The organism is Variibacter gotjawalensis (genome assembly GCF_002355335.1).
GTDB lineage: Bacteria > Pseudomonadota > Alphaproteobacteria > Rhizobiales > Xanthobacteraceae > Variibacter > Variibacter gotjawalensis.
Map to the genome: position 1 here is coordinate 1,321,540 of NZ_AP014946.1, position 18,606 is coordinate 1,340,145.

Here is an 18,606-nt window from a genome sequence, read left to right on the forward strand (position 1 = left end):
CTCCATTTACATGCAGATACATATAATGTATATGCATACAATGACGGAAACTTTCCTGCAAGCCAAAAACAAGGTCGAGCTGCCGAAAACGCTCACGGCCGACGCGAAAGCGATGATCGGCCAATGCGTTGCGGGTAGGGCGCGCTATCTGGCGCGCAGCGCAACGCAATTGCTTGAGCGCGAGCTTGAGGGCACGGGGCTTACTTTCCCGCAATTCAGCCTCATGGGATGGATCGCCGCCGCCAAGGACGACAGCATCGGGGCATTGGCGCACCGAACCGGGCTCGATCAATCGACGTTGTCGCGCAACCTGCGAGTGCTCGAAACGCAAGGTCTTGTGGAGATCGCCTCGGTCGCCGACGATCAGCGTAAGCGCTTGGTTTGGCTCACGGAAGCGGGCGCGCGTAAACTTGAAGCCGCGATCCCGGCGTGGCAGCGCGGCCAGGCGGCGCTAGCCGAAAAGATCGACCCGCGCGCATTGGAACAGATGATCGGCGATGTCTGGCAGCTGCACAAAAGCCGGACCGCAGAAGTCGAGGCGCCGGACGCCTAATCGGCGCGGCATTTAGCCGTAGACGCTACGGTTTCACGAAGCTATAACCCGCCCGCTCTCGTAACGATCTAACGACGAGCCACCGACCGGTCCCGCGAGGCCGGAGGTCAACGCCCGGCAGCGCGATGCGCCCCCGGGCGAGTTCGTCGTTTGGATTTTGGGACCTGTTGACGCCTGATGTTTGAAAACCTTTCAGAACGCCTTGGCGGTATTCTCGACAAGCTGACGCGGCGCGGCGCGCTGACGGAAGCTGACGTCGATACGGCGCTGCGCGAAGTTCGCCGCGCGCTGCTCGAAGCCGACGTCGCACTCGACGTCGTGCGCGAATTCGTCGAAGGCGTGCGCAAGGAAGCGGTCGGCGTCGCGGTCATCAAATCGGTGACGCCGGGTCAGCTCGTCGTGAAGATCGTTCACGATCAACTCGTCAGGACGCTCGGCCAGGAAGAATCTGGCGGCGTCGATCTCAACGCGGTGCCGCCGGTCGCCATCATGATGGTCGGTCTGCAGGGCTCCGGTAAGACGACGACGACGGCGAAGATCGCGAAGCGCCTCACCGAGCGGCTGAAGAAGCGCGTGTTGATGGCGTCGCTCGACGTGCGCCGTCCGGCCGCGATGGAGCAGCTCGCCGTACTTGGCCGCGATGTCGAAGTCGACACACTGCCGATCGTTGCCGGCCAGCAGCCGGTGCAGATCGCCAAGCGCGCGATGGAAGCCGCGCGCCTCGGCAACTACGACGTCGTGCTGCTCGACACCGCCGGCCGCATCACGCTCGACGAAGAGTTGATGCAGGAAGCCGCCGACGTGCGCAGCGCGGCCAATCCGCACGAAGTGCTGCTCGTCGCCGATGCGCTGACCGGTCAAGACGCCGTCAATCTCGCACGCTCGTTCAACGAGCGCGTCGGCATCACCGGCATCGTGCTCACGCGCGTCGACGGCGACGGACGCGGCGGCGCCGCGCTCTCGATGCGCGCCGTCACCGGCAAGCCGATCAAATTGCTCGGCGTCGGCGAGCGCATGGATGCGCTTGAAGATTTCTCGCCCGGCCGTCTCGCCGACCGCATTCTCGGCATGGGCGACATCGTCGCGCTGGTCGAAAAGGCCGCGCAGACGATCGACGCCGAAAAGGCCGCGCGTGCCGCCGAGAAGATGCGCAAGGGTCAGTTCGACCTGCAGGACATGCGCGATCAGCTCGACCAGATGTCGCGCATGGGCGGTATGTCGGGCCTGATGGGAATGCTGCCCGGCATGGCGAAGATCAAAAATCAAATCTCGCAGGCGAATCTCGACGAGAAAGTGCTTAAGCGCCAGGTCGCGATCATCGACTCGATGACTCCGAAGGAGCGCCGCAATCCGGATCTCTTGAAGGCGAGCCGCAAGCGCCGCATCGCGGCCGGCTCCGGCAGCAAGCCGGAAGACATCAATCGCTTGCTCAAGATGCATCGCGGCATGGCCGACATGATGAAGATGATGGGCGGCGCCAAGCGTGGTCCGCTCGCGGGTCTCGCCAGTGCGATGGGCTTCGGTGGCGGCGGCGGTATGCCGTCGCCCGAGCAGATCAAGGAGCTCGCCGAGAAGGGCGGGTTGCCGAACGTGCCGGGCGCGCCCGGCCTGCCGAATATGCCCAAAGGTTTGCCGCCGAATTTCCCCGGCGGTCTTCCGGGGCTCGGCGGTGCAAAATTGCCGCCAGGATTTCCGGGTTTCCCGGGGAAGAAGAAGTAATCGTCGCCCGACCGGCGACCTGAAATCGAAGAGTTCAAGAAAGGAAACTAAATGGCCGTTGTTATCCGCCTCTCGCGCGCAGGCACTAAGAAGCGCCCGTTCTATCACGTTGTCGTCGCCGACTCGCGTTACCCGCGTGATGGCCGCTTCATCGAGCGTCTCGGCTTTTTCAATCCGCTCCTGCCGAAGGATCGTGAAGATCGCCTCAAGCTTGACTTCGAGAAGGTGAAGGCTTGGATCGCCAAGGGCGCCCAGCCGTCGGATCGCGTGACGCGTTTCCTCGATGCCGCCGGCATCGCGAAGCGTGAGCAGCGCAACAATCCGGAAAAGTCGAAGCCGAAGAAGAAGGCGCAGGAGCGCGCCGCTGCGGCAGCCGCTGCTGCTGGTGCCGAGGCTGCTCCGGCTGAAGCTCCGGCTTCGTAAGCCTGATGATGACGGGCGCGTCCTCGCGCGTATGCGTGGCGCAGATCGGCGCCGCGCATGGCATCCGCGGCGAGGTGCGCCTGCGCTCGTTCACGGGCGAGCCGGAAGCGATCAAACGCTACGGCGCGCTCGAAACCGAAGACGGCAAGCGGTCGCTCGAAATCGTTTCGTTGCGGCCGCAGAAGGACATGTTCGTCGCGCGCCTCAAGGGCGTCGATGATCGCAACGCCGCCGAGGCGTTGCGCAATACTCGGCTTTACGTTTCGCGCGAGCGCTTCGGCAAGACGGAGGAAGACGAATTCTTCCACGCCGATCTCATCGGCCTCGATGTTTTCGATCGCGGCGGCACGAAGCTCGGTTCGATCGCCGCGGTGGAGAATTTCGGCGCAGGCGATCTGATCGAGATCGCGCCGGTGTCGGGCGATCCGACTTACTATCTCCCCTTCACGAAGCGCGCCGTTCCCGAGATCGACATTGCGGGCAAACGCGTTGTCGTCGATCCTCCGTCGGAAATCGAAGGCGACGAGGAGGAGGCGTGATGTGGCGCGCGTCCGTCCTCACGATCTTCCCCGAAATGTTTCCGGGTCCGCTCGGTGCGAGCCTCGCCGGTAAGGCGCTCGCGAACAGCATCTGGTCGCTCGAGGCGAATGACATCCGAGCGCACGCGACCGACAAGCACCGCTCTGTCGACGACACGCCCGCCGGTGGCGGTCCCGGCATGGTGATGCGCGCCGACGTCCTCGCGCGCGCAATCGACGCGGTGGCCGACGACCGCCCGCGTCTCTTGATGAGCCCGCGCGGCCGCCCGCTCACGCAGGCGCGCGTCGCCGAACTCGCGGCAGGGCCGGGCGCGATCTTCTTGTGCGGACGTTTCGAGGGGATCGACGAGCGCCTCATCGCGGCGCGAAACCTCGAAGAAATCTCGGTCGGCGACTACGTCCTCAATGGCGGCGAAGTCGCCGCGATGGTCCTGCTGGAAGCCTGCGTGAGGCTCCTGCCGGGGGTTATGGGGAAGGCTGAATCCGGGGCCGAGGAAAGTTTCTCGGCCGGCCTCCTGGAATATCCGCAATACACCCGCCCGCAGGTGTTCGAGGGGCAGGGCATTCCTGAGATCCTAACCTCCGGAGATCACGCGAAAATCGCGGCTTTTCGCCGATCCGAGGCCGAACGGCTGACGCGCGAGCGGCGTCCCGACCTCTGGGCAGCGTTCGAGACGCAAAAACCACCGACAAAAGCCAAGACAAAAGGGTGACAAACCGCGCTGAGTGTCGTATAGCCCCGCCCGAATTCAAGAATACGCCTGACGGTTTCGGCCCGGCTCCTTCCGGGGAGCGCCCCGTGCAGGTCGAGAAGGTAGCAGAACATGAACATCATCCAGCAGCTCGAAGCCGAGCAACTGCAGAAGCTTTCCGCTGGTAAGACCGTGCCGGAATTCGGCCCGGGCGACACCGTCGTCGTTAACGTGAAGGTCAAGGAAGGCGAGCGCACACGCGTTCAGGCCTACGAGGGCGTCTGCATCGCGCGCGCCGGCGGTGGCCTCAATCAGAACTTCACGGTTCGCAAGATCTCCTACGGCGAAGGCGTCGAGCGCGTGTTTCCGCTCTACTCGCCGAACATCGACTCGATCAAGCTCGTGCGCCGCGGCAAAGTCCGCCGCGCGAAGCTCTACTACCTGCGTGGTCTGCGCGGTAAGGCCGCTCGTATCACCGAGCGCGGCGCCAAGGGCGAAGCCGGCACAGCCGCTGCCGCAGAGTAACTTCTGTCATCAACGAATCACAAAAGGCGTGCATTAGCGCGCCTTTTTTGATTCGCGCTCAAGTTGATGCGTTTCAAAAGCTCGCGAATCTGTTGATATTGCAGACCGTTAAAGGTCGTTAACCGTTGTTAACCTCCGGTTAACCATAAGAGTCGCAGCTTGCCTCGAATAGGGCTGAGAATTCGCACCAACGGGAGCTTATCGAAATGAACGTTCTGGTTTTTGCTGCGCGTAAAGGTGGGTCGGGGAAGAGCACATTGACGGCGCACCTCGCCGCCAGCCGGCCGGCAAAGTCTTGCTTATTGATCGATTGCGATCCGCAGGGTTCGTTGACCCTCTGGCACAAGCTTCGCAACAATGAAGAACTCACGATCCGCAGCGGTTTGCGCGGCGTGGGCGAGATCATCAAAAGCGCGAAGAAAGAAGGTTTCGAGTGGGTGATGATCGACACCCCACCGAACATGAGCTCCATCGTCACCGAGGCGATCCGCGCCGCCACGATGGTCGTCATTCCGGCTCGTCCGACCGTTTTCGATCTGACCTCGGTTGCCGAGACGATCGCGCTCTGCCGCGACGTTCGTAAGCCGTATGCAGTCGTTATCAACGGCGCACCGGCCAAGCGCGAAGGCGTCGAGTCGCCGATCGTCTCGCAGGCGCGTGCTGGTCTCTCGAGCCTCAACGTCCCGCTGTGGCATGGCCAGATCACCAACCGCACGAACTTCGCGTTGTCGCTCGCCGACGGCGAAGGCGTTCGCGAATACGACGCTTCGTCGTTCGCCGCAGCCGAGATCGCCGGTCTGTGGACCGCGATCGAGAAGTCCGTGAAGGTGATCAACGGCGCATCCGGTGGCAGCACCGGCGTGATGCACAAAGTCGCTGCCTGACTCCCCAAGGTGCGGCCCTAAGGGGCGGATGTAAAAAATCCGCCCACTCCCGCCGCCCCAGAGTTGCCGACTAAATCCGCGCGGTTTCCGCGATGAAGGTTCTCATCGCGTCGATGCCGCGCTTCGCAACGAGCGTCGCATCGTCATCCCAGTGAATGGGGTTCGGCGCTTCGTAGCTGAGATATCCGCGATATCCCGACGCTTTCAGTGCCGCGACGAATTCGCGCCACTGCACGGCGCCAAGTCCCGGCGCGAGGCGATCCGTCAGCCCGACCGCACCGACCGCACCGACCGCGACATCGCGCGGCACGTCGCTGAACTGCACGTAGAAAATCTCATCACCCGGAATGTCATCGATCGCACCGCCCGGCCGTCCGCTGTGGTGCAGATGATATGTGTCGAGCAGCAATCCGACATTCGGGCATCTGGCGCGCGCGATGAGTTCGCGCGCGATCTCGGCGTGGTTGATGCTCGGATGCTGCGCCATGAATTCGAACGTCAGCCGCAAGCCGCACTGTCCCGCAATCTCTCCCGCCGTGCGCATATTCGAAACGCCGTCGATCAACGGGCCATCATGCGGCCCGACACCGCTCATCACCAAGCCGCAACCGAGCGCAACCGCGTTATCGCATTGACGGCGGAAGACATCGAACAGTCGGCGCAATTCGTCGCCCTGCGCGAACAGCCATCCATACTCGACGCCGACGGCGCTGACCGGCAATCCGGCTTCACGGATCATCCCGGCGATTTCCGTATCGCTCATGCCGCGCTCGCGGCAGCGAACGAAATCCGCGTTGCGAATTTCGACCGCATCGGCGCCGGCATCGCGCGCCGCCGCCAGAGCGTGGCGCAGCGGCGTCGTATCGATCGTCCAGGTATGGAGAGCGATGCCGGCGAACTGCATCTCAGGTGCCGACCTTCAGTGTCGCGGTGAGGCCGCGCAACATCGCGACCGCCGACAAAGCGGTGATCTTTCCGGTGCGCGGGTTTTCCACCGAGGGCACATTCTCGATCATCATCGAGAAGCTCGCCGTATCGGCATCGACTTCGATGCGATGCGTGTTGCGCGTGACTTGCGGATCCGCCCAAATCTGCAGACGCGTCTTGTCCGGGCCGATGCCCGCGAGGCTGAGCGCGGCCGCCACGTTGACGTTCGCCGGAAAGCCGCGAGCGCCTTCGCGTGCGCTGCCATCGAACACTTTCTTCGCCTCGTTGAGGCCGTGCAGCGAAATGTTGTTCTGCACGAGATACGGCGCGCCTTCGAGGCCGCCCGGCGGCTTGCGCGTGATCATCGTGACTGAACGAATGTCGCCTTCCGCGGCTGCACGCACAGCGTCGAGCCCAATCAGCGCGCCGGTCGGCACGAGAATGCGCGCGCCGGTTTCCTTCGCGCGATCGATGAGATCCCAATTCTCCAATAGCTGTCCGACACTCAGCGGCATGAACACTTTGCCGGCGTAGATCGTGGCACGCGCGATTTCGGCGAACGGCGCTTTCGGCAATCCTTCGACGATGACGTCGCAATGCTGCGGCAGCTCGGTGAGCGCGACGTTCGGAATCTCGGCACCGATTTTCGCAACCTTGCTCTGCGCTTTGCTCACATCTCGCACCGAGACGGCCGCGAGCGTCAGTCCTGGAATGCCTTGCTCCAGCCGCCGCGCCACTTCGAGCCCGACCGCACCTAACCCCGCCAATCCAACACGCAGCATTTCTCGTCTCTTTTCGAACGTTTGTTTGGTTTGTGACGCGTGTGCGTCCGCAAGTAACCGTTCCGATACTACAGCGCGCGGCTCTGGCCAAATGCACGCGGAACACGATTGCGCCAACTCGCGGTCCGCTTCGGAATGCTTGCCACCACTCACGGTTGCGGACATGCTTCGCGTGTCCCGGGAGGACAAACGCGCAATTGGAGGAATGCGATCATGAAGAATCGCTTTGAATTGTCACGTCGCCAGTGGCTCACCGGTGCGGCGGGAATTTCGGCGGTGGGTGCGCTTGGTTTGCGCCCCGATTTTGCCGAAGCCAAGGGCCCGATGGCGAAAGCGCAGGCGCCTTACTACTATCGCTTCAAGCTTGGCGACGCGCAGGCAACGGTCGTATCCGACGGACCACTACCGCTCGGCGATCCAAGCAAAGCCTTCCTCGGCCTCTCGGCGGACGAGATCAAGCAACAACTCACCGACAACTTTCTGCCGCTCGATAACGCATTGCTCGAGCAGAATGTCCTCGTCGTGAACTTCGGCAATCGCACCGTGCTGTTCGACACCGGCATGGGCAATGCAAAAGACTTCGGTCCAACGACCGGCAAGCTGCAGGAGACGTTGAAGCAAGCCGGCATCAATCCGAACACGATCGACGCAGTGGTGATGAGCCACGCCCACATCGATCACTGTGGCGGCAACTGCAACGACAAGGGCAAGTCGCTTTTCCCGAAGGCGCAGTTCTACATCGCGCAGTCGGACTTTGATTTCTGGACCGATGAAGCAAAAGCCGGCGGGCCGCTGAAGTCCTTCATCGCGCAGGCGCGGAAGAATCTCCTCCCGATCCGCGACCGTCTGAAATTCTTCAAGGACAACGAAGAATTCCTCCCCGGCATCACCGCCATGGCAGCGCCCGGTCACACCGTCGGCCACACGATCTTCAACATCCAATCCGGTGGCAAGCAGCTCGCCTATATCGGCGATCTGACGCATCACCCGACATTGCTGATGAAGAAGCCGCTGACCGAGTTCGCGTATGACACCGATCCGAAGCAATCGGCCCAGACGCGCGTGAAGTATCTGACGACGTTTGCGCAGAACCGCACGCCGATCCTCGCCTATCACTTCGCATGGCCGGGAATTGGACATGTGGCCAAGGATGGCGACGGCTTCCACTACTATCCGGCCCCGATCGATCTCGCTTCCAAAGTCTGACGCAAACATTTCGCAGGACGAACCGCCGCCGGGTCATCGCTCGGCGGCGGCATTTTTTTGCTCACCCTGCATCCGCTGTGCGCATAGCGCGTGCGCCGCAATATGCTATGCATACGGCTCTCCACTCATCCTCCAGAAGAAACTCAACGGAACGCAACTCATGCCGACGCTGCCGCGCATTGATAGTTTTGCTGACGAACTGACGGCGATCCGCCGCGACCTTCACGCCCATCCGGAAATCGGTTTCGAAGAAAAGCGCACCTCCGGCATCGTCGCCGAGAAGCTTGCCGGCTGGGGCATCGAGGTCCATCGCGGCATCGGCGGCACCGGCGTCGTCGGCGTGCTCAAGGGCAAGGGCGGCGGCAGCAAGCGCATCGGTCTGCGCGCCGACATGGACGCGCTGCCGATGGAGGAGAACACCAATCTTCCGTGGCGCTCGACGGTCCCGGGACGCTTCCACGGCTGTGGTCACGACGGTCACACGACGATCCTGCTCGGCGCGGCGCGCTATCTCGCCGAGACAAAAGATTTCGACGGCACCGTGCATTTCATCTTCCAGCCGGCCGAGGAAGGTCTCGGTGGCGCGCGTGCGATGCTGAAGGATGGACTGTTCGAGAAGTTTCCGTGCGATGAAGTTTACGGCCTGCACAACGCGCCGGACTTGGAGCACGGCGTCGTCGCGATCAGCCCCGGCCCCGCGATGGCCGGCGCCGATTTCTTCGACATCACGATCACGGGCTTCGGCGCGCATGGCGCGATGCCGAAGCGCTCGCGCGATCCCGTCGTCATCGCGATGAATCTCGGCCAGGCGCTGCAGAGCATCGTCAGCCGTAACGTCACCCCGACCGAAGCGGCCGTGCTCTCGATCACGCAGATTCATGCTGGCTCGGCCTACAACGTAATCCCGAACGAAGCGAAGCTCGCCGGAACCGTGCGTATGTTCGATGCCGGCGTGCGCAAGATGATCCAGGACCGCATGCGGAAAATCTGCGCCGGCATCGCGCAGGCATTCGAAGTCGAGGTCAAGTGCGAGATCCGCGACATCTTCAGCGTACTCGACAACACGGAAGAGCATTCCAAGGTGATCGCCGAAGTCGCGCGCGGTGTCGTAGAGCCAAAGGACGTCATCGTTCGCAAAACGCCGAAGATGGGCAGCGAAGATTTCGCCGACATGCTGATGCGCGTGCCGGGAGCCTATTTCTGGCTCGGCCACGATGGCTCGGTGCCGGTGCACAATCCAGGCTTCGTGCTCGACGACAAGATCTTGCCGGTCGGCGCTAGCATGTTCGCGCGCATCGTCGAGACGCGCCTGCCGCTCGGGGCTTGAGATAGGCTTGAGGCAAAAAGAAAAAGGCCGGGCATTGCCCGGCCTTTTGTTTTACTCCGCGGCTTCCTGCACGGGCTTCGGCGGCGTCCATTTCAGGATCGGCGAGCGTGCCGCGCGCGTCTCGTCGAGGCGGCGGCGCGGCGCGTGGTAAGGCGCGCCGGAGAACCGGTCGGTCTCGCCGCGTTTCGCCGATAGCGCCAGATCGCGCAACGCCGCGATGAAGAGATCGAGCGACGCCTTCGATTCCGACTCGGTCGGCTCGATCAGCATCGCGCCGTGGACGACGAGCGGGAAATACATCGTCATCGGATGATATCCCTCGTCGATCATCGCTTTCGCGAAATCGAGAGTCGTGACGCCAGTGCCGTCGAGCCATGTATCGTCGAATAGGGCTTCGTGCATGCAGGCGCGGTTGCCGAATGGCAGCGACATCAGATCGGTGAGCGATGCGCGAATGTAATTCGCGTTGAGCACCGCATCTTCCGACGCTTGGCGCATGCCGTCCGTACCGTGTGAGAGCATGTAGCTCATCGCGCGGATGTACATGCCCATCTGGCCATGGAAGGCGCACATGCGGCCGAGCGGCTGTGCATCGCCGGCGTCGCTTGTGTTCTCGACCAGACGCGCATTGCCGTCCTCGACGACGACGAACGGCACCGGTGCGAATGGCGCGAGCGCTTTCGAGAGCACGACCGGGCCGGCACCGGGCCCGCCGCCGCCATGCGGCGTCGAAAACGTTTTGTGCAGGTTGATGTGCATCGCATCGACGCCGAGATCACCCGGCCGCACTTTGCCGACGATGGCGTTGAAGTTCGCGCCGTCCGCGTAGAAAAATGCACCGGCCGCATGCACCGCATCCGCGATCGCGACGACGTCGCGCTCGAACAGCCCGCACGTGTTCGGGTTGGTCAGCATGATCGCGGCGACATCGGGCGAAAGGCGCTTTTTCACCTCTTCGGGATCGACAGTGCCGTCCTCGCGCGCCGGAACGCTGACGACCTGATAGCCGATCAGCGCGGCTGTCGCCGGATTGGTGCCGTGCGCGGATTCCGGCACGAGCACGATCGAGCGCTTCTCGCCGCGCGCTTCGATCGCGGCCTTGATCGCCATCATGCCGCAGAGTTCGCCGTGCGCACCGGCCTTCGGCGTCATCGCGACGGCCGGCATGCCGGTCAGCTCGCATAGCCAGCGGCCAAGCTCGCCGATCAGTTCGATCGCACCCGGCACGGTCGAGAGCGGCTGCAGCGGATGAATGTCGCCGATGCCCGGCAGCCGCGCCATCTTCTCGTTGAGACGCGGATTGTGTTTCATCGTGCATGAGCCGAGCGGGAAGAGACCTGTGTCGATGCCGTAGTTCTTTTGGCTCAACCGCACGAAGTGCCGCATCGTCTCGGGCTCGCTGAGACCCGGCAAACCGATGTCCCCGGTGCGCTCGAGTGCGCCGAGCTTCGACTTGAAATCTTTCGGCTCATCGATGTCGACGCCGGTCACCTCGTGGCGGCCGATCTCGAAGATCAGCGCTTCCTCGACTTGCAGCGCGCGATTGCCCGTGAAGGTCGGGTGATCGACCGCACCGGCGTCTCCCGAAGCGGAAGGGCGTCCCTGACGGTTCAACATCACAGCACCTCCTTCAGCGCGGCCGCATAGGCGGCGCGGTCGTCGTCCGTGTTCACTTCCGTGCTGGCGACGATGATCAGATCTTTCATATCCGCATTGCCCGGATAGAGGCGCGAGGCCGGCACGCCGCCGAGAATGCCCATATCGGCAAGCTTCTCGACGACGTCGGCGCCGTCGCCCGGCACGCGGATCGTGAATTCGTTGAAATACGTATCGTTCAAAACCTTCACACCCGGCACCATGCCGAGTGCGTCAGCGAGCGCGATCGCATTCGCATGATTGACACGCGCGAGCCGGTTCAATCCGGTCTGCCCGAGCAGCGTCATGTGGATCGTGAAGGCGAGAACGCAGAGCCCCGAATTCGTGCAGATGTTCGACGTCGCCTTCTCGCGGCGAATGTGCTGCTCGCGCGTCGACAGCGTCAGCACGAAACCGCGCTTGCCTTCCGCATCGACCGTCTCACCAGCGAGGCGGCCCGGCATCTGGCGCAGAAACTTCGTGCGCGTCGCAAAGAGGCCGACATACGGTCCGCCGAATTGCAGCGGCACGCCGATAGATTGTCCCTCGGCAACGACGATATCGGCGCCCATCTCGCCCGGCGGTTTGACGAGACCGAACGAGATCGCCTCAGTGACGACGACGATAAGCAGCGCCCCCGCCGCGTGCACCTTCTCGGCGAGCGCCGTGAGATCGCGCACTTCGCCGAACACATCCGGATTCTGCACGACGACGCACGACACTGTGTTGTCGATCTGCGCCGCGAGGTCATTTCCGCGCGCTGTCGAGACGACGACCTCGTCATCGGCAAAGCGCGACACCGTTTCGATCGTTTCGCGATAGTGCGGATGCAAGTTGCCGGAGATCAGCGCCTTGCGTCGCTTGGTGACACGATGCGCCATCAACACGGCTTCGGACGCTCCGGTCGAGCCGTCGTACATCGACGCGTTGGCGACATCCATGCCGGTCAGCGCAGCGACCTGCGTCTGGAACTCGAACAGATATTGCAGCGTGCCTTGCGCGATCTCGGGCTGATATGGCGTGTATGAGGTGAGAAACTCCGAACGCTGGATCAGGTGATCGACGGTTGCCGGAATGTGGTGCTTGTAGGCACCGGCGCCGACGAAGAACGGCACGCTCGACGCCGCGATATTCTTGACTGCGAGGCGACCGAGCGCACGCTCGACTTCGATCTCGCTTTTATGCCGCGGCAGGTCCGGCGCTTTGGCCAGCAGCTTGTCGTTCGGCACGTCGGCGAACAGCGCGTCGATATCTTTGACGCCGATCCGCGCGAGCATCTCGCCGCGATCGTCCGGTGTGAGAGGCAGGTATCGCATGTGTTCTTATTTCCCTGGCTGCGCGCGTCAGAGCGTTGCGACGAAGGCCTTGTAGTCGTCCTCGCTCATCAGCTCGTCGAGCTCGGACGGGTTGGCGATCTTGATCTTGAGGAACCAGCCGCGGCCTTGCGCATCCTCGTTCACGGTCGCTGGATTAGCACCGAGATCGGCATTCACCTCGACGACTTCACCGGACACCGGCGCATAGACCTCGCTCGCGGCTTTCACGGATTCGACGACGGCGGCTTCGCCGTTCTTTTCGAGCTTCTTGCCGGTTTCGGGCAGATCGACGAACACGACATCGCCGAGTTGGCCCTGCGCATATTCCGTGATGCCGACGGTGCCGACATCGCCGTCGACGGAAATCCACTCGTGGTCTTTGCTGTAACGAACAGTCATTGAAGCTTCCTCTTGTAGCCCGCATGAGCGTAGCGATATGCGGGGACGACGTTAGATTTCCCGGATGACGCTTGGCGGCTTCGCCGCTGCTCATCCGGGCTACTCATTCTCAGCGGTGATAGCGGTGCGGTACGAAAGGCATCGAAACGACCTTCGCGACGAGTGGTTTACCGCGCACGATCAGCACGACCGGTGTGCCGGGCTCGGCAAAGCGCGCGTTGACGTAACCCATCGCGAGCGGCCCGTTCAGCGTCGGCCCGAAGCCGCCCGAAGTGACTTTGCCGATCGGCGTGCCGTCGGGCGTTTGAATCTCGGTGCCTTCGCGCGCGGGTGCGCGCCCTTCGGGCAGAATGCCGACGCGGGCGCGCGGGGCGCCGCCGGCAAGTTCGCCTTGAATTTTGGCTGCGCCCGGAAAGCCGCCTTCCTCGCGCCGCCGCTTCTGGATCGACCAGTTGAGCTTGGCTTCTGTCGGCGTCGTCGTCTCGTCGATGTCGTGGCCGTAAAGGCAGAGACCGGCCTCGAGCCGCAGCGAATCGCGCGCGCCGAGACCGATCGGCTTGACCTCCGCATGATCGATCAGCCGCTCCGCAACCGCGATAATGCGCTTCGCATTCACCGAAATCTCGTAGCCATCCTCGCCCGTGTAGCCGGAGCGCGAGACGTGACAGTCGATGCCGTTGAAGGTCGTCGTCATGGCGGACATGAACGGCATATCCGCCGCGCCCTGCACGTGCTTCGACAACACCGCGGCAGCCTGCGGCCCTTGCAGCGCGATCAGCGCGCGGTTCTCGGCACGCAACAGTCTGACATTGGCGGGCAGGCGCGCTTCGATATGCGCGTAGTCTTCGTTCTTGCGCGACGCATTGACGACCAGCATCAGCACGCCGTCCTCGTCCGGATCGGCTGAGCGCGTGATCATCAGATCATCGAGGATGCCGCCGTCTTCGTTCAGCAGCTGCGAATAGCGTTGCCGTCCCGGCGCGAGATTGACGATGTCGGCCGGCACCAGCGCTTCGAGCGCGCGCGCGACCGTCTCGTGATCTGGCCCGGTGAGGAATGCCTGGCCCATATGCGAGACGTCGAAGAGCCCCGCCGCCGTGCGTGTGTGCGTATGCTCCGCAATGATGCCGTCTTTGTATTGGACGGGCATCTCGTAGCCCGCGAACGGAACGATGCGCGCGCCGAGCCGCACATGCATGTCGTAAAGCGGCGTGCGCTTGAGCAATTCTGTTGCTGGGGTAGCTACGTCCACTTCGCTCATGATCCCGCCTCGACAAGAAGAAACGCCGCCGGCTTCCAGGCCGGATGCGCCCCCTCTGTCTGCGGTACCTGAGAGATTTCGCGTGTCTCGCGTGGAGGACGAGACGCCGCTTACTCCTTCGGTGAGCTGCGCCTAAGCGGCGCCGCTGCTTTCCAGAGTCTCATCCCCCTGCGGTCCTTTTGCCTGAGCGTTTCCGGGGCGGTTGCGCCTTCGGCGCCGGCTCGTCGCAAATGCTTAGAGCCGGTCTCTCCCGCAGGGATCGAATGATGTGGCGCGACCTTAGCGGCATGTTCGCCGCGTGGGAACCCGCGCGATGCGGAAAAATGGGGCGTTTCCCGCTACGGTTGCGCGCAGTCGCGCGCCGCGCGGGAAGCCGGCGACGGGTTCGCTTATTGAGCGGTGCGCGCGCGGCGCTGCTTGCGGACCGGAGCCGCTTTCGTGCCCGGTACGGCGGGATCGTAGCCGGCGTAAACGACGTAGTTCTCGATGTCGCCGCCCGGCGGACGCGGAAATTCGATGCCGGATTCGATATGCTCGAACACAGTGTGTATGCCGGTCACATCAACCGGTACGCGATAGGCCTTCGTCCACACCGTGACCGGCGAGGGGCCTTCCTTCACGATCGCGATGCGGATCGGCACGTCGACACGACCGGGCGAACCGGCCGGCCCGATCAGCACGCGGCCCTGAATGCCGACCTTCATCGACACGTTGGGGCCGAGGAAGCCGCATTCGCGTGCCGTCTCGCCGATAGTGCCTTGGTAGCGGACCGTGGTCGAGTTCTGTTCACCGGCGGCGTAGACCGTGTAAGTCGACGCACCTTGGCGCACGTCGATGATCGGGCATTCGAGACTTTCGGTCTCGCGCGGCGCAGCACCGGTCGCCGGCGCACCGAACACGCTGCTCGACATACGCTCCGTAAAGCTCTGTCCGCTGCCCGATGGCGTACCACCGCCGCCCGGAACACCCGAGCAAGCCGCAAGTGCGAGACAACATGCCAGCGCGGACACCCGCGAACTCAAGCCGAAAGCCATAGCCTAAAATCCCCTGGCGGCCCCCGCCGCCGTCTTGGGCGTCTCTATAACAACCTGAGTGCGGCAGGCGAATGGCAAAATGGCGTGAGCGGTCGCTCTATCCGGACCACTCGGTCCGGACCAGGCCGTAAAGCAGGTGATCCTGCCATAACCCGTTGATGCAAAGGTATTGTCGCGCCAGCCCCTCGCGGCGGAAGCCGACCCGCTCCAGAAGGGCGATCGAGGCCTGATTCGTCGGAATACAGGCGGCTTCGATCCGATGCAGGCGCAAGGCGCCGAAGGAGAAACGGGTCAAGGCCCGCACGGCGTCCGACATATAGCCTTGGCCGGCAAAGGGCTCGCCCATCCAGTAGCCGAGGCTGCCGGCCTGCGCGACGCCGCGGCGGATGTTGGCGAGGGTCAGCCCGCCGACCAGCTTCCGGTCGTCCTTCCGGAAAGCGAAGAACGCATAGGCGTGGTCGTTGCGGACGTCCTCGGTGTAACGGCGCAGGCGGCGGCGGAACGCGCTGCGCGTCAGATCATCGGCCGGCCAGATCGGCTCCCACGGCGACAGAAACTCGCGGCTCTGCTCGCGCAGCGCCATCCATTCGGGGAATACGTCCATCTGCGGCACTTGCAGCACGACGCGCGTGCCCTCGATCGAGGGCAACGGGTCGGCGAAGCTGACCGAGCGGAAAAGGGCCATGCGGCTCCAGCACTATGCGGCGCGCTGGATCAAACTGTGAGCGATCGTCGCTGCATTTTCAAGACCGCGCCCCGGACCAAGCGCCGCAACCGCGATACCGTTGCGGGAGAGGAGCTTCCGGCCGGCCGCGCGGGCGGATTCGACCGTCACGGCATCGACTTTGGCCACGATCTCCTCAGTCGTCAGAACGCGGTCATAGATCATGACCTGGCGCGCCAGCTGCTCCGCACGCGACGACGAACTTTCGAGCGCCATCAAGAGCCCGGCCTTCATCTGTGCCTTGGCGCGGTTGACCTCTTCCTGCGTCAGCGTCTCGGTCGCCTCGGCAAGCTGCGCGATGCAGACCCGCATGAGCTCGGCGGTGTCGCCAGCGTCCGTGCCCGCATAGACTCCGAACGTTCCCGTGTCCGAATAGGGCCAGTGGAAGGAATAAATGGAGTAGCAGAGGCCACGCTGTTCGCGGACCTGCTGGAACAGCCGTGACGACATCCCGCCGCCGAGCGCATTCGTGAAGACGTGCAGGCTGTGCAGCATCGGGTCTTTCTGCGGCAGCCCTTCGAGCGCGAAAGTGACATGCACCTGCTCGAGATCGCGCGCTTCGAGACGCGTGCCGCCGACGAATTTGGCCGGCACCGGGGCAGGGCCTTCCGGTCCCGTGAAGCTCGCGAAGCGTTCCGCGACGTCGTCGACGATGCGCTTGTGATCGACTGCGCCGGCCGCGCCGATCACCATGTCGGGCGCCTTGTAGTTGCGCGACAGATAATTGCGCAACTTCTTCGGTGTGACCGAACGCACGCTTTCGGGCGTGCCGAGGATGGTGCGGCCGACTGGCTGATCCGGATACGCGGTGCCGTGCAGATACTCGAATACGAGATCGTCCGGCGCATCTTCCGCGGCGCCGATTTCCTGTACGATCACCTGCTTCTCGCGCTTCAACTCGTTCGCATCGAAACTCGGCTCGGAGAGAATATCGGAGAGCACATCAAGCGCGAGCGGCACGTCATCCTTCAGCATGCGCGCGTAATATGCCGTGGTCTCGTTGCTGGTCGCCGCGTTGAGATCGCCGCCGACCGCTTCGATCACTTCCGCGATGTCGAGTGCCGAACGCCGGCGCGTTCCCTTGAACGCCATGTGTTCGAGCACATGCGCGATGCCGTGCTCGTCGTCGTGTTCGTCGCGGCTGCCCGCGCCGGTCCAGACGCCGAGCGATGCGGTTTGCAGATGCGGCATGTCGTCGGTGACAACAGTTAGCCCCGACGGAAGCCGCGTAATTTCGACGCTCATGCGGCGTTCCCTTCCTGGGTGATGCGGCTGACGCCGACCACAAACTTTTCGAGTTCCGCCTGATCGTTGGCCATACGCGTAATACGCTCGGGGGCGCTGTTAAGATCACCGAGCCATTCCGGCAATGCCGGCCAGATGCCACATGCAGCCTTCACGGCATCCGGGAACTTTGCCGGATGTGCGGTGGACAGTACCACCATCGGCGTCTCGCCGTGCGTCTCTTTCTCGGCAACCGCCAATGCGACGGCCGTGTGCGGATCGGTGAGGTAATCGGCCTCGCGCTTCACCGTGCGGATGACGGCGGCGGTTTCGTCTTCATCGGCGCGTGCCGCGGAGAAATTCTCGCGGATCTTGGCAAGCGCAGGCGAAGCAATGCTGAAATTGCCGGACTGCGAGAGGTTACCCATCAACCCGCGCACCTGCGCGGCGTCGCGGCCATATGCGTCGAACAGCAATCGCTCGAAATTCGACGATACCTGAATGTCCATCGAGGGCGAGGACGACGGCAACACCTCGCGCGTCTCGTATGCGCCGGACGCAAGCGTGCGCGCCAGAATGTCGTTCTGGTTGGTCGCGATCACGAGGCGTTCGATCGGCAAGCCCATCTGCTGCGCGACATAGCCCGCGAAGATGTCGCCGAAGTTCCCGGTCGGCACCGTGAACGAGACCTTGCGGTGCGGCGCGCCGAGCGCGACGGCGGCGACGAAATAGTAGACGACCTGCGCGACGATACGCGCCCAGTTGATCGAATTGACGGCCGAGAGCCGGACGCGATCGCGGAAGGCGTGATGATTGAACAGCGCCTTCACGAGCGCCTGGCAGTCGTCGAACGTGCCGTCAACCGCGACCGCATGCACGTTGGCGTCGGCCGGCGTCGTCATCATGCGGCGCTGAACGTCCGAGATGCGGCCGTGCGGATAGAGAACCACGAGATCGATGCGCTTGGCACCGCGGAAGGCTTCGACGGCCGCGCCGCCGGTATCGCCGGAGGTCGCGACCACGATCGTCGCGCGGTCGCCGCGCTCCTCGAGCGCGCGGTCCATCAGGCGCGCCAGCAACTGCATCGCCAAATCTTTAAAGGCGAGCGTCGGGCCGTGGAAAAGCTCGAGCACGAAAGTATTCGAGCTGACCTGCGTTAGCGGCGTCACCGCCGGGTGCCGGAACGTCGCGTAAGCCTCTCGCGTCATACGGCCGAGTTCGGCGGCCGGAAGGCTGCTGCCGACGAACGGCGCGATCACTTCGGCGGCGACCTCGGCATACGGCTTGCCGGCCAAGCCCGCGATGCGATCAGGCGTGAAAACCGGATAGGTATCAGGCACATAAAGTCCGCCGTCACGGGCGAGCCCCGCCAGCGTAGCGTCGATGAAATTTAGTGACGGGGCCTCGCCCCTGGTAGAATGGTATTGCACATTGTC

Annotated in this window: 19 protein-coding genes and 2 riboswitches; of the genes, 9 read left to right on the plus strand and 10 right to left on the minus strand. The window is 63.4% G+C overall.

Annotated features, from left to right (window positions below):
* Positions 1 to 25 precede the first annotated feature (25 nt).
* The 7 genes from GJW30_RS06375 to GJW30_RS06405 all read left to right on the plus strand — a co-directional run bounded on the left by GJW30_RS06375 (position 26) and on the right by GJW30_RS06405 (position 5,335).
* Entirely contained in the window at positions 26 to 553 is a 528-nt protein-coding gene (locus tag GJW30_RS06375; RefSeq protein ID WP_157746700.1) for a MarR family winged helix-turn-helix transcriptional regulator, read from the plus strand.
* Between the two features lie 177 nt (positions 554 to 730).
* On the plus strand, positions 731 to 2,272 hold the full coding sequence (ffh, locus tag GJW30_RS06380; protein ID WP_096353131.1) for a signal recognition particle protein: 1,542 nt from the start codon (positions 731 to 733) through the stop codon (positions 2,270 to 2,272).
* Positions 2,273 to 2,323: 51 nt separating this feature from the next.
* Positions 2,324 to 2,695, plus strand: coding sequence for a 30S ribosomal protein S16 (gene rpsP, locus GJW30_RS06385; RefSeq protein WP_096353134.1), 372 nt, complete (start codon positions 2,324 to 2,326; stop codon positions 2,693 to 2,695).
* A 5-nt stretch (positions 2,696 to 2,700) separates the two neighbouring features.
* Positions 2,701 to 3,234 (plus strand): ribosome maturation factor RimM, encoded by a 534-nt coding sequence (rimM, locus tag GJW30_RS06390; protein ID WP_245408675.1) that lies wholly within the window; start codon positions 2,701 to 2,703, stop codon positions 3,232 to 3,234.
* Complete coding sequence (trmD, locus tag GJW30_RS06395) at positions 3,231 to 3,947, plus strand: tRNA (guanosine(37)-N1)-methyltransferase TrmD (RefSeq protein WP_096353137.1); 717 nt, start codon at positions 3,231 to 3,233, stop codon at positions 3,945 to 3,947. Before rimM ends, trmD begins: the two co-directional genes overlap by 4 nt.
* Before the next feature lie 111 nt (positions 3,948 to 4,058).
* Complete coding sequence (gene rplS / locus GJW30_RS06400) at positions 4,059 to 4,451, plus strand: 50S ribosomal protein L19 (RefSeq protein ID WP_096353141.1); 393 nt, start codon at positions 4,059 to 4,061, stop codon at positions 4,449 to 4,451.
* Positions 4,452 to 4,657: 206 nt separating this feature from the next.
* Positions 4,658 to 5,335, plus strand: a complete 678-nt coding sequence (locus GJW30_RS06405) for a ParA family protein (RefSeq protein ID WP_096353144.1) — start codon at positions 4,658 to 4,660, stop codon at positions 5,333 to 5,335.
* Between the two features lie 70 nt (positions 5,336 to 5,405).
* Here GJW30_RS06405 and GJW30_RS06410 read toward each other — a convergent pair whose 3' ends face one another.
* Complete coding sequence (locus tag GJW30_RS06410; RefSeq protein WP_096353147.1) at positions 5,406 to 6,239, minus strand: sugar phosphate isomerase/epimerase family protein; 834 nt, start codon at positions 6,237 to 6,239, stop codon at positions 5,406 to 5,408.
* A gap of 1 nt (position 6,240) precedes the next feature.
* Positions 6,241 to 7,044, minus strand: coding sequence for an aspartate dehydrogenase (locus tag GJW30_RS06415; protein WP_096353150.1), 804 nt, complete (start codon positions 7,042 to 7,044; stop codon positions 6,241 to 6,243).
* A 213-nt stretch (positions 7,045 to 7,257) separates the two neighbouring features.
* On the opposite strand from GJW30_RS06415, the gene GJW30_RS06420 reads away from it, so the two are divergent.
* Complete coding sequence (locus GJW30_RS06420) at positions 7,258 to 8,250, plus strand: MBL fold metallo-hydrolase (protein ID WP_096353153.1); 993 nt, start codon at positions 7,258 to 7,260, stop codon at positions 8,248 to 8,250.
* Between the two features lie 160 nt (positions 8,251 to 8,410).
* A complete protein-coding gene (locus GJW30_RS06425; protein ID WP_096353156.1) occupies positions 8,411 to 9,577 on the plus strand; it encodes a M20 aminoacylase family protein in 1,167 nt (388 codons plus the stop codon).
* A 51-nt stretch (positions 9,578 to 9,628) separates the two neighbouring features.
* Here GJW30_RS06425 and gcvPB read toward each other — a convergent pair whose 3' ends face one another.
* The 8 genes from gcvPB to thrC all read right to left on the minus strand — a co-directional run bounded on the left by gcvPB (position 9,629) and on the right by thrC (position 18,600).
* Positions 9,629 to 11,194: an aminomethyl-transferring glycine dehydrogenase subunit GcvPB gene (gcvPB, locus tag GJW30_RS06430; RefSeq protein ID WP_172887554.1), complete on the minus strand. Its 1,566-nt coding sequence runs from the start codon at positions 11,192 to 11,194 to the stop codon at positions 9,629 to 9,631.
* Positions 11,194 to 12,528: an aminomethyl-transferring glycine dehydrogenase subunit GcvPA gene (gene gcvPA / locus GJW30_RS06435; protein ID WP_096353162.1), complete on the minus strand. Its 1,335-nt coding sequence runs from the start codon at positions 12,526 to 12,528 to the stop codon at positions 11,194 to 11,196. Before gcvPA ends, gcvPB begins: the two co-directional genes overlap by 1 nt.
* Positions 12,529 to 12,555: 27 nt before the next feature.
* Positions 12,556 to 12,927 carry a glycine cleavage system protein GcvH gene (gcvH, locus tag GJW30_RS06440; RefSeq protein WP_096353163.1) on the minus strand — a complete coding sequence of 124 codons (372 nt, stop codon included), beginning with the start codon at positions 12,925 to 12,927 and terminating at the stop codon, positions 12,556 to 12,558.
* A gap of 109 nt (positions 12,928 to 13,036) precedes the next feature.
* The gene (gene gcvT / locus GJW30_RS06445) at positions 13,037 to 14,188 is read right to left on the minus strand and encodes a glycine cleavage system aminomethyltransferase GcvT (RefSeq protein ID WP_096353166.1); all 1,152 of its coding nucleotides are present in this window, start codon (positions 14,186 to 14,188) and stop codon (positions 13,037 to 13,039) included.
* A 53-nt stretch (positions 14,189 to 14,241) separates the two neighbouring features.
* Positions 14,242 to 14,346: riboswitch (glycine riboswitch) on the minus strand.
* Between the two features lie 3 nt (positions 14,347 to 14,349).
* A riboswitch (glycine riboswitch) is annotated at positions 14,350 to 14,451 on the minus strand.
* A gap of 126 nt (positions 14,452 to 14,577) precedes the next feature.
* Positions 14,578 to 15,222, minus strand: a complete 645-nt coding sequence (locus GJW30_RS06450) for a hypothetical protein (protein WP_130364777.1) — start codon at positions 15,220 to 15,222, stop codon at positions 14,578 to 14,580.
* A gap of 97 nt (positions 15,223 to 15,319) precedes the next feature.
* A complete protein-coding gene (locus GJW30_RS06455; RefSeq protein ID WP_096353172.1) occupies positions 15,320 to 15,907 on the minus strand; it encodes a GNAT family N-acetyltransferase in 588 nt (195 codons plus the stop codon).
* Positions 15,908 to 15,919: 12 nt separating this feature from the next.
* Positions 15,920 to 17,191: a M16 family metallopeptidase gene (locus GJW30_RS06460; RefSeq protein WP_096353174.1), complete on the minus strand. Its 1,272-nt coding sequence runs from the start codon at positions 17,189 to 17,191 to the stop codon at positions 15,920 to 15,922.
* Positions 17,188 to 18,600, minus strand: a complete 1,413-nt coding sequence (gene thrC / locus GJW30_RS06465) for a threonine synthase (RefSeq protein ID WP_096353176.1) — start codon at positions 18,598 to 18,600, stop codon at positions 17,188 to 17,190. The genes GJW30_RS06460 and thrC overlap by 4 nt, the downstream gene beginning before the upstream one ends.
* Between the last annotated feature and the right edge of the window lie 6 nt (positions 18,601 to 18,606).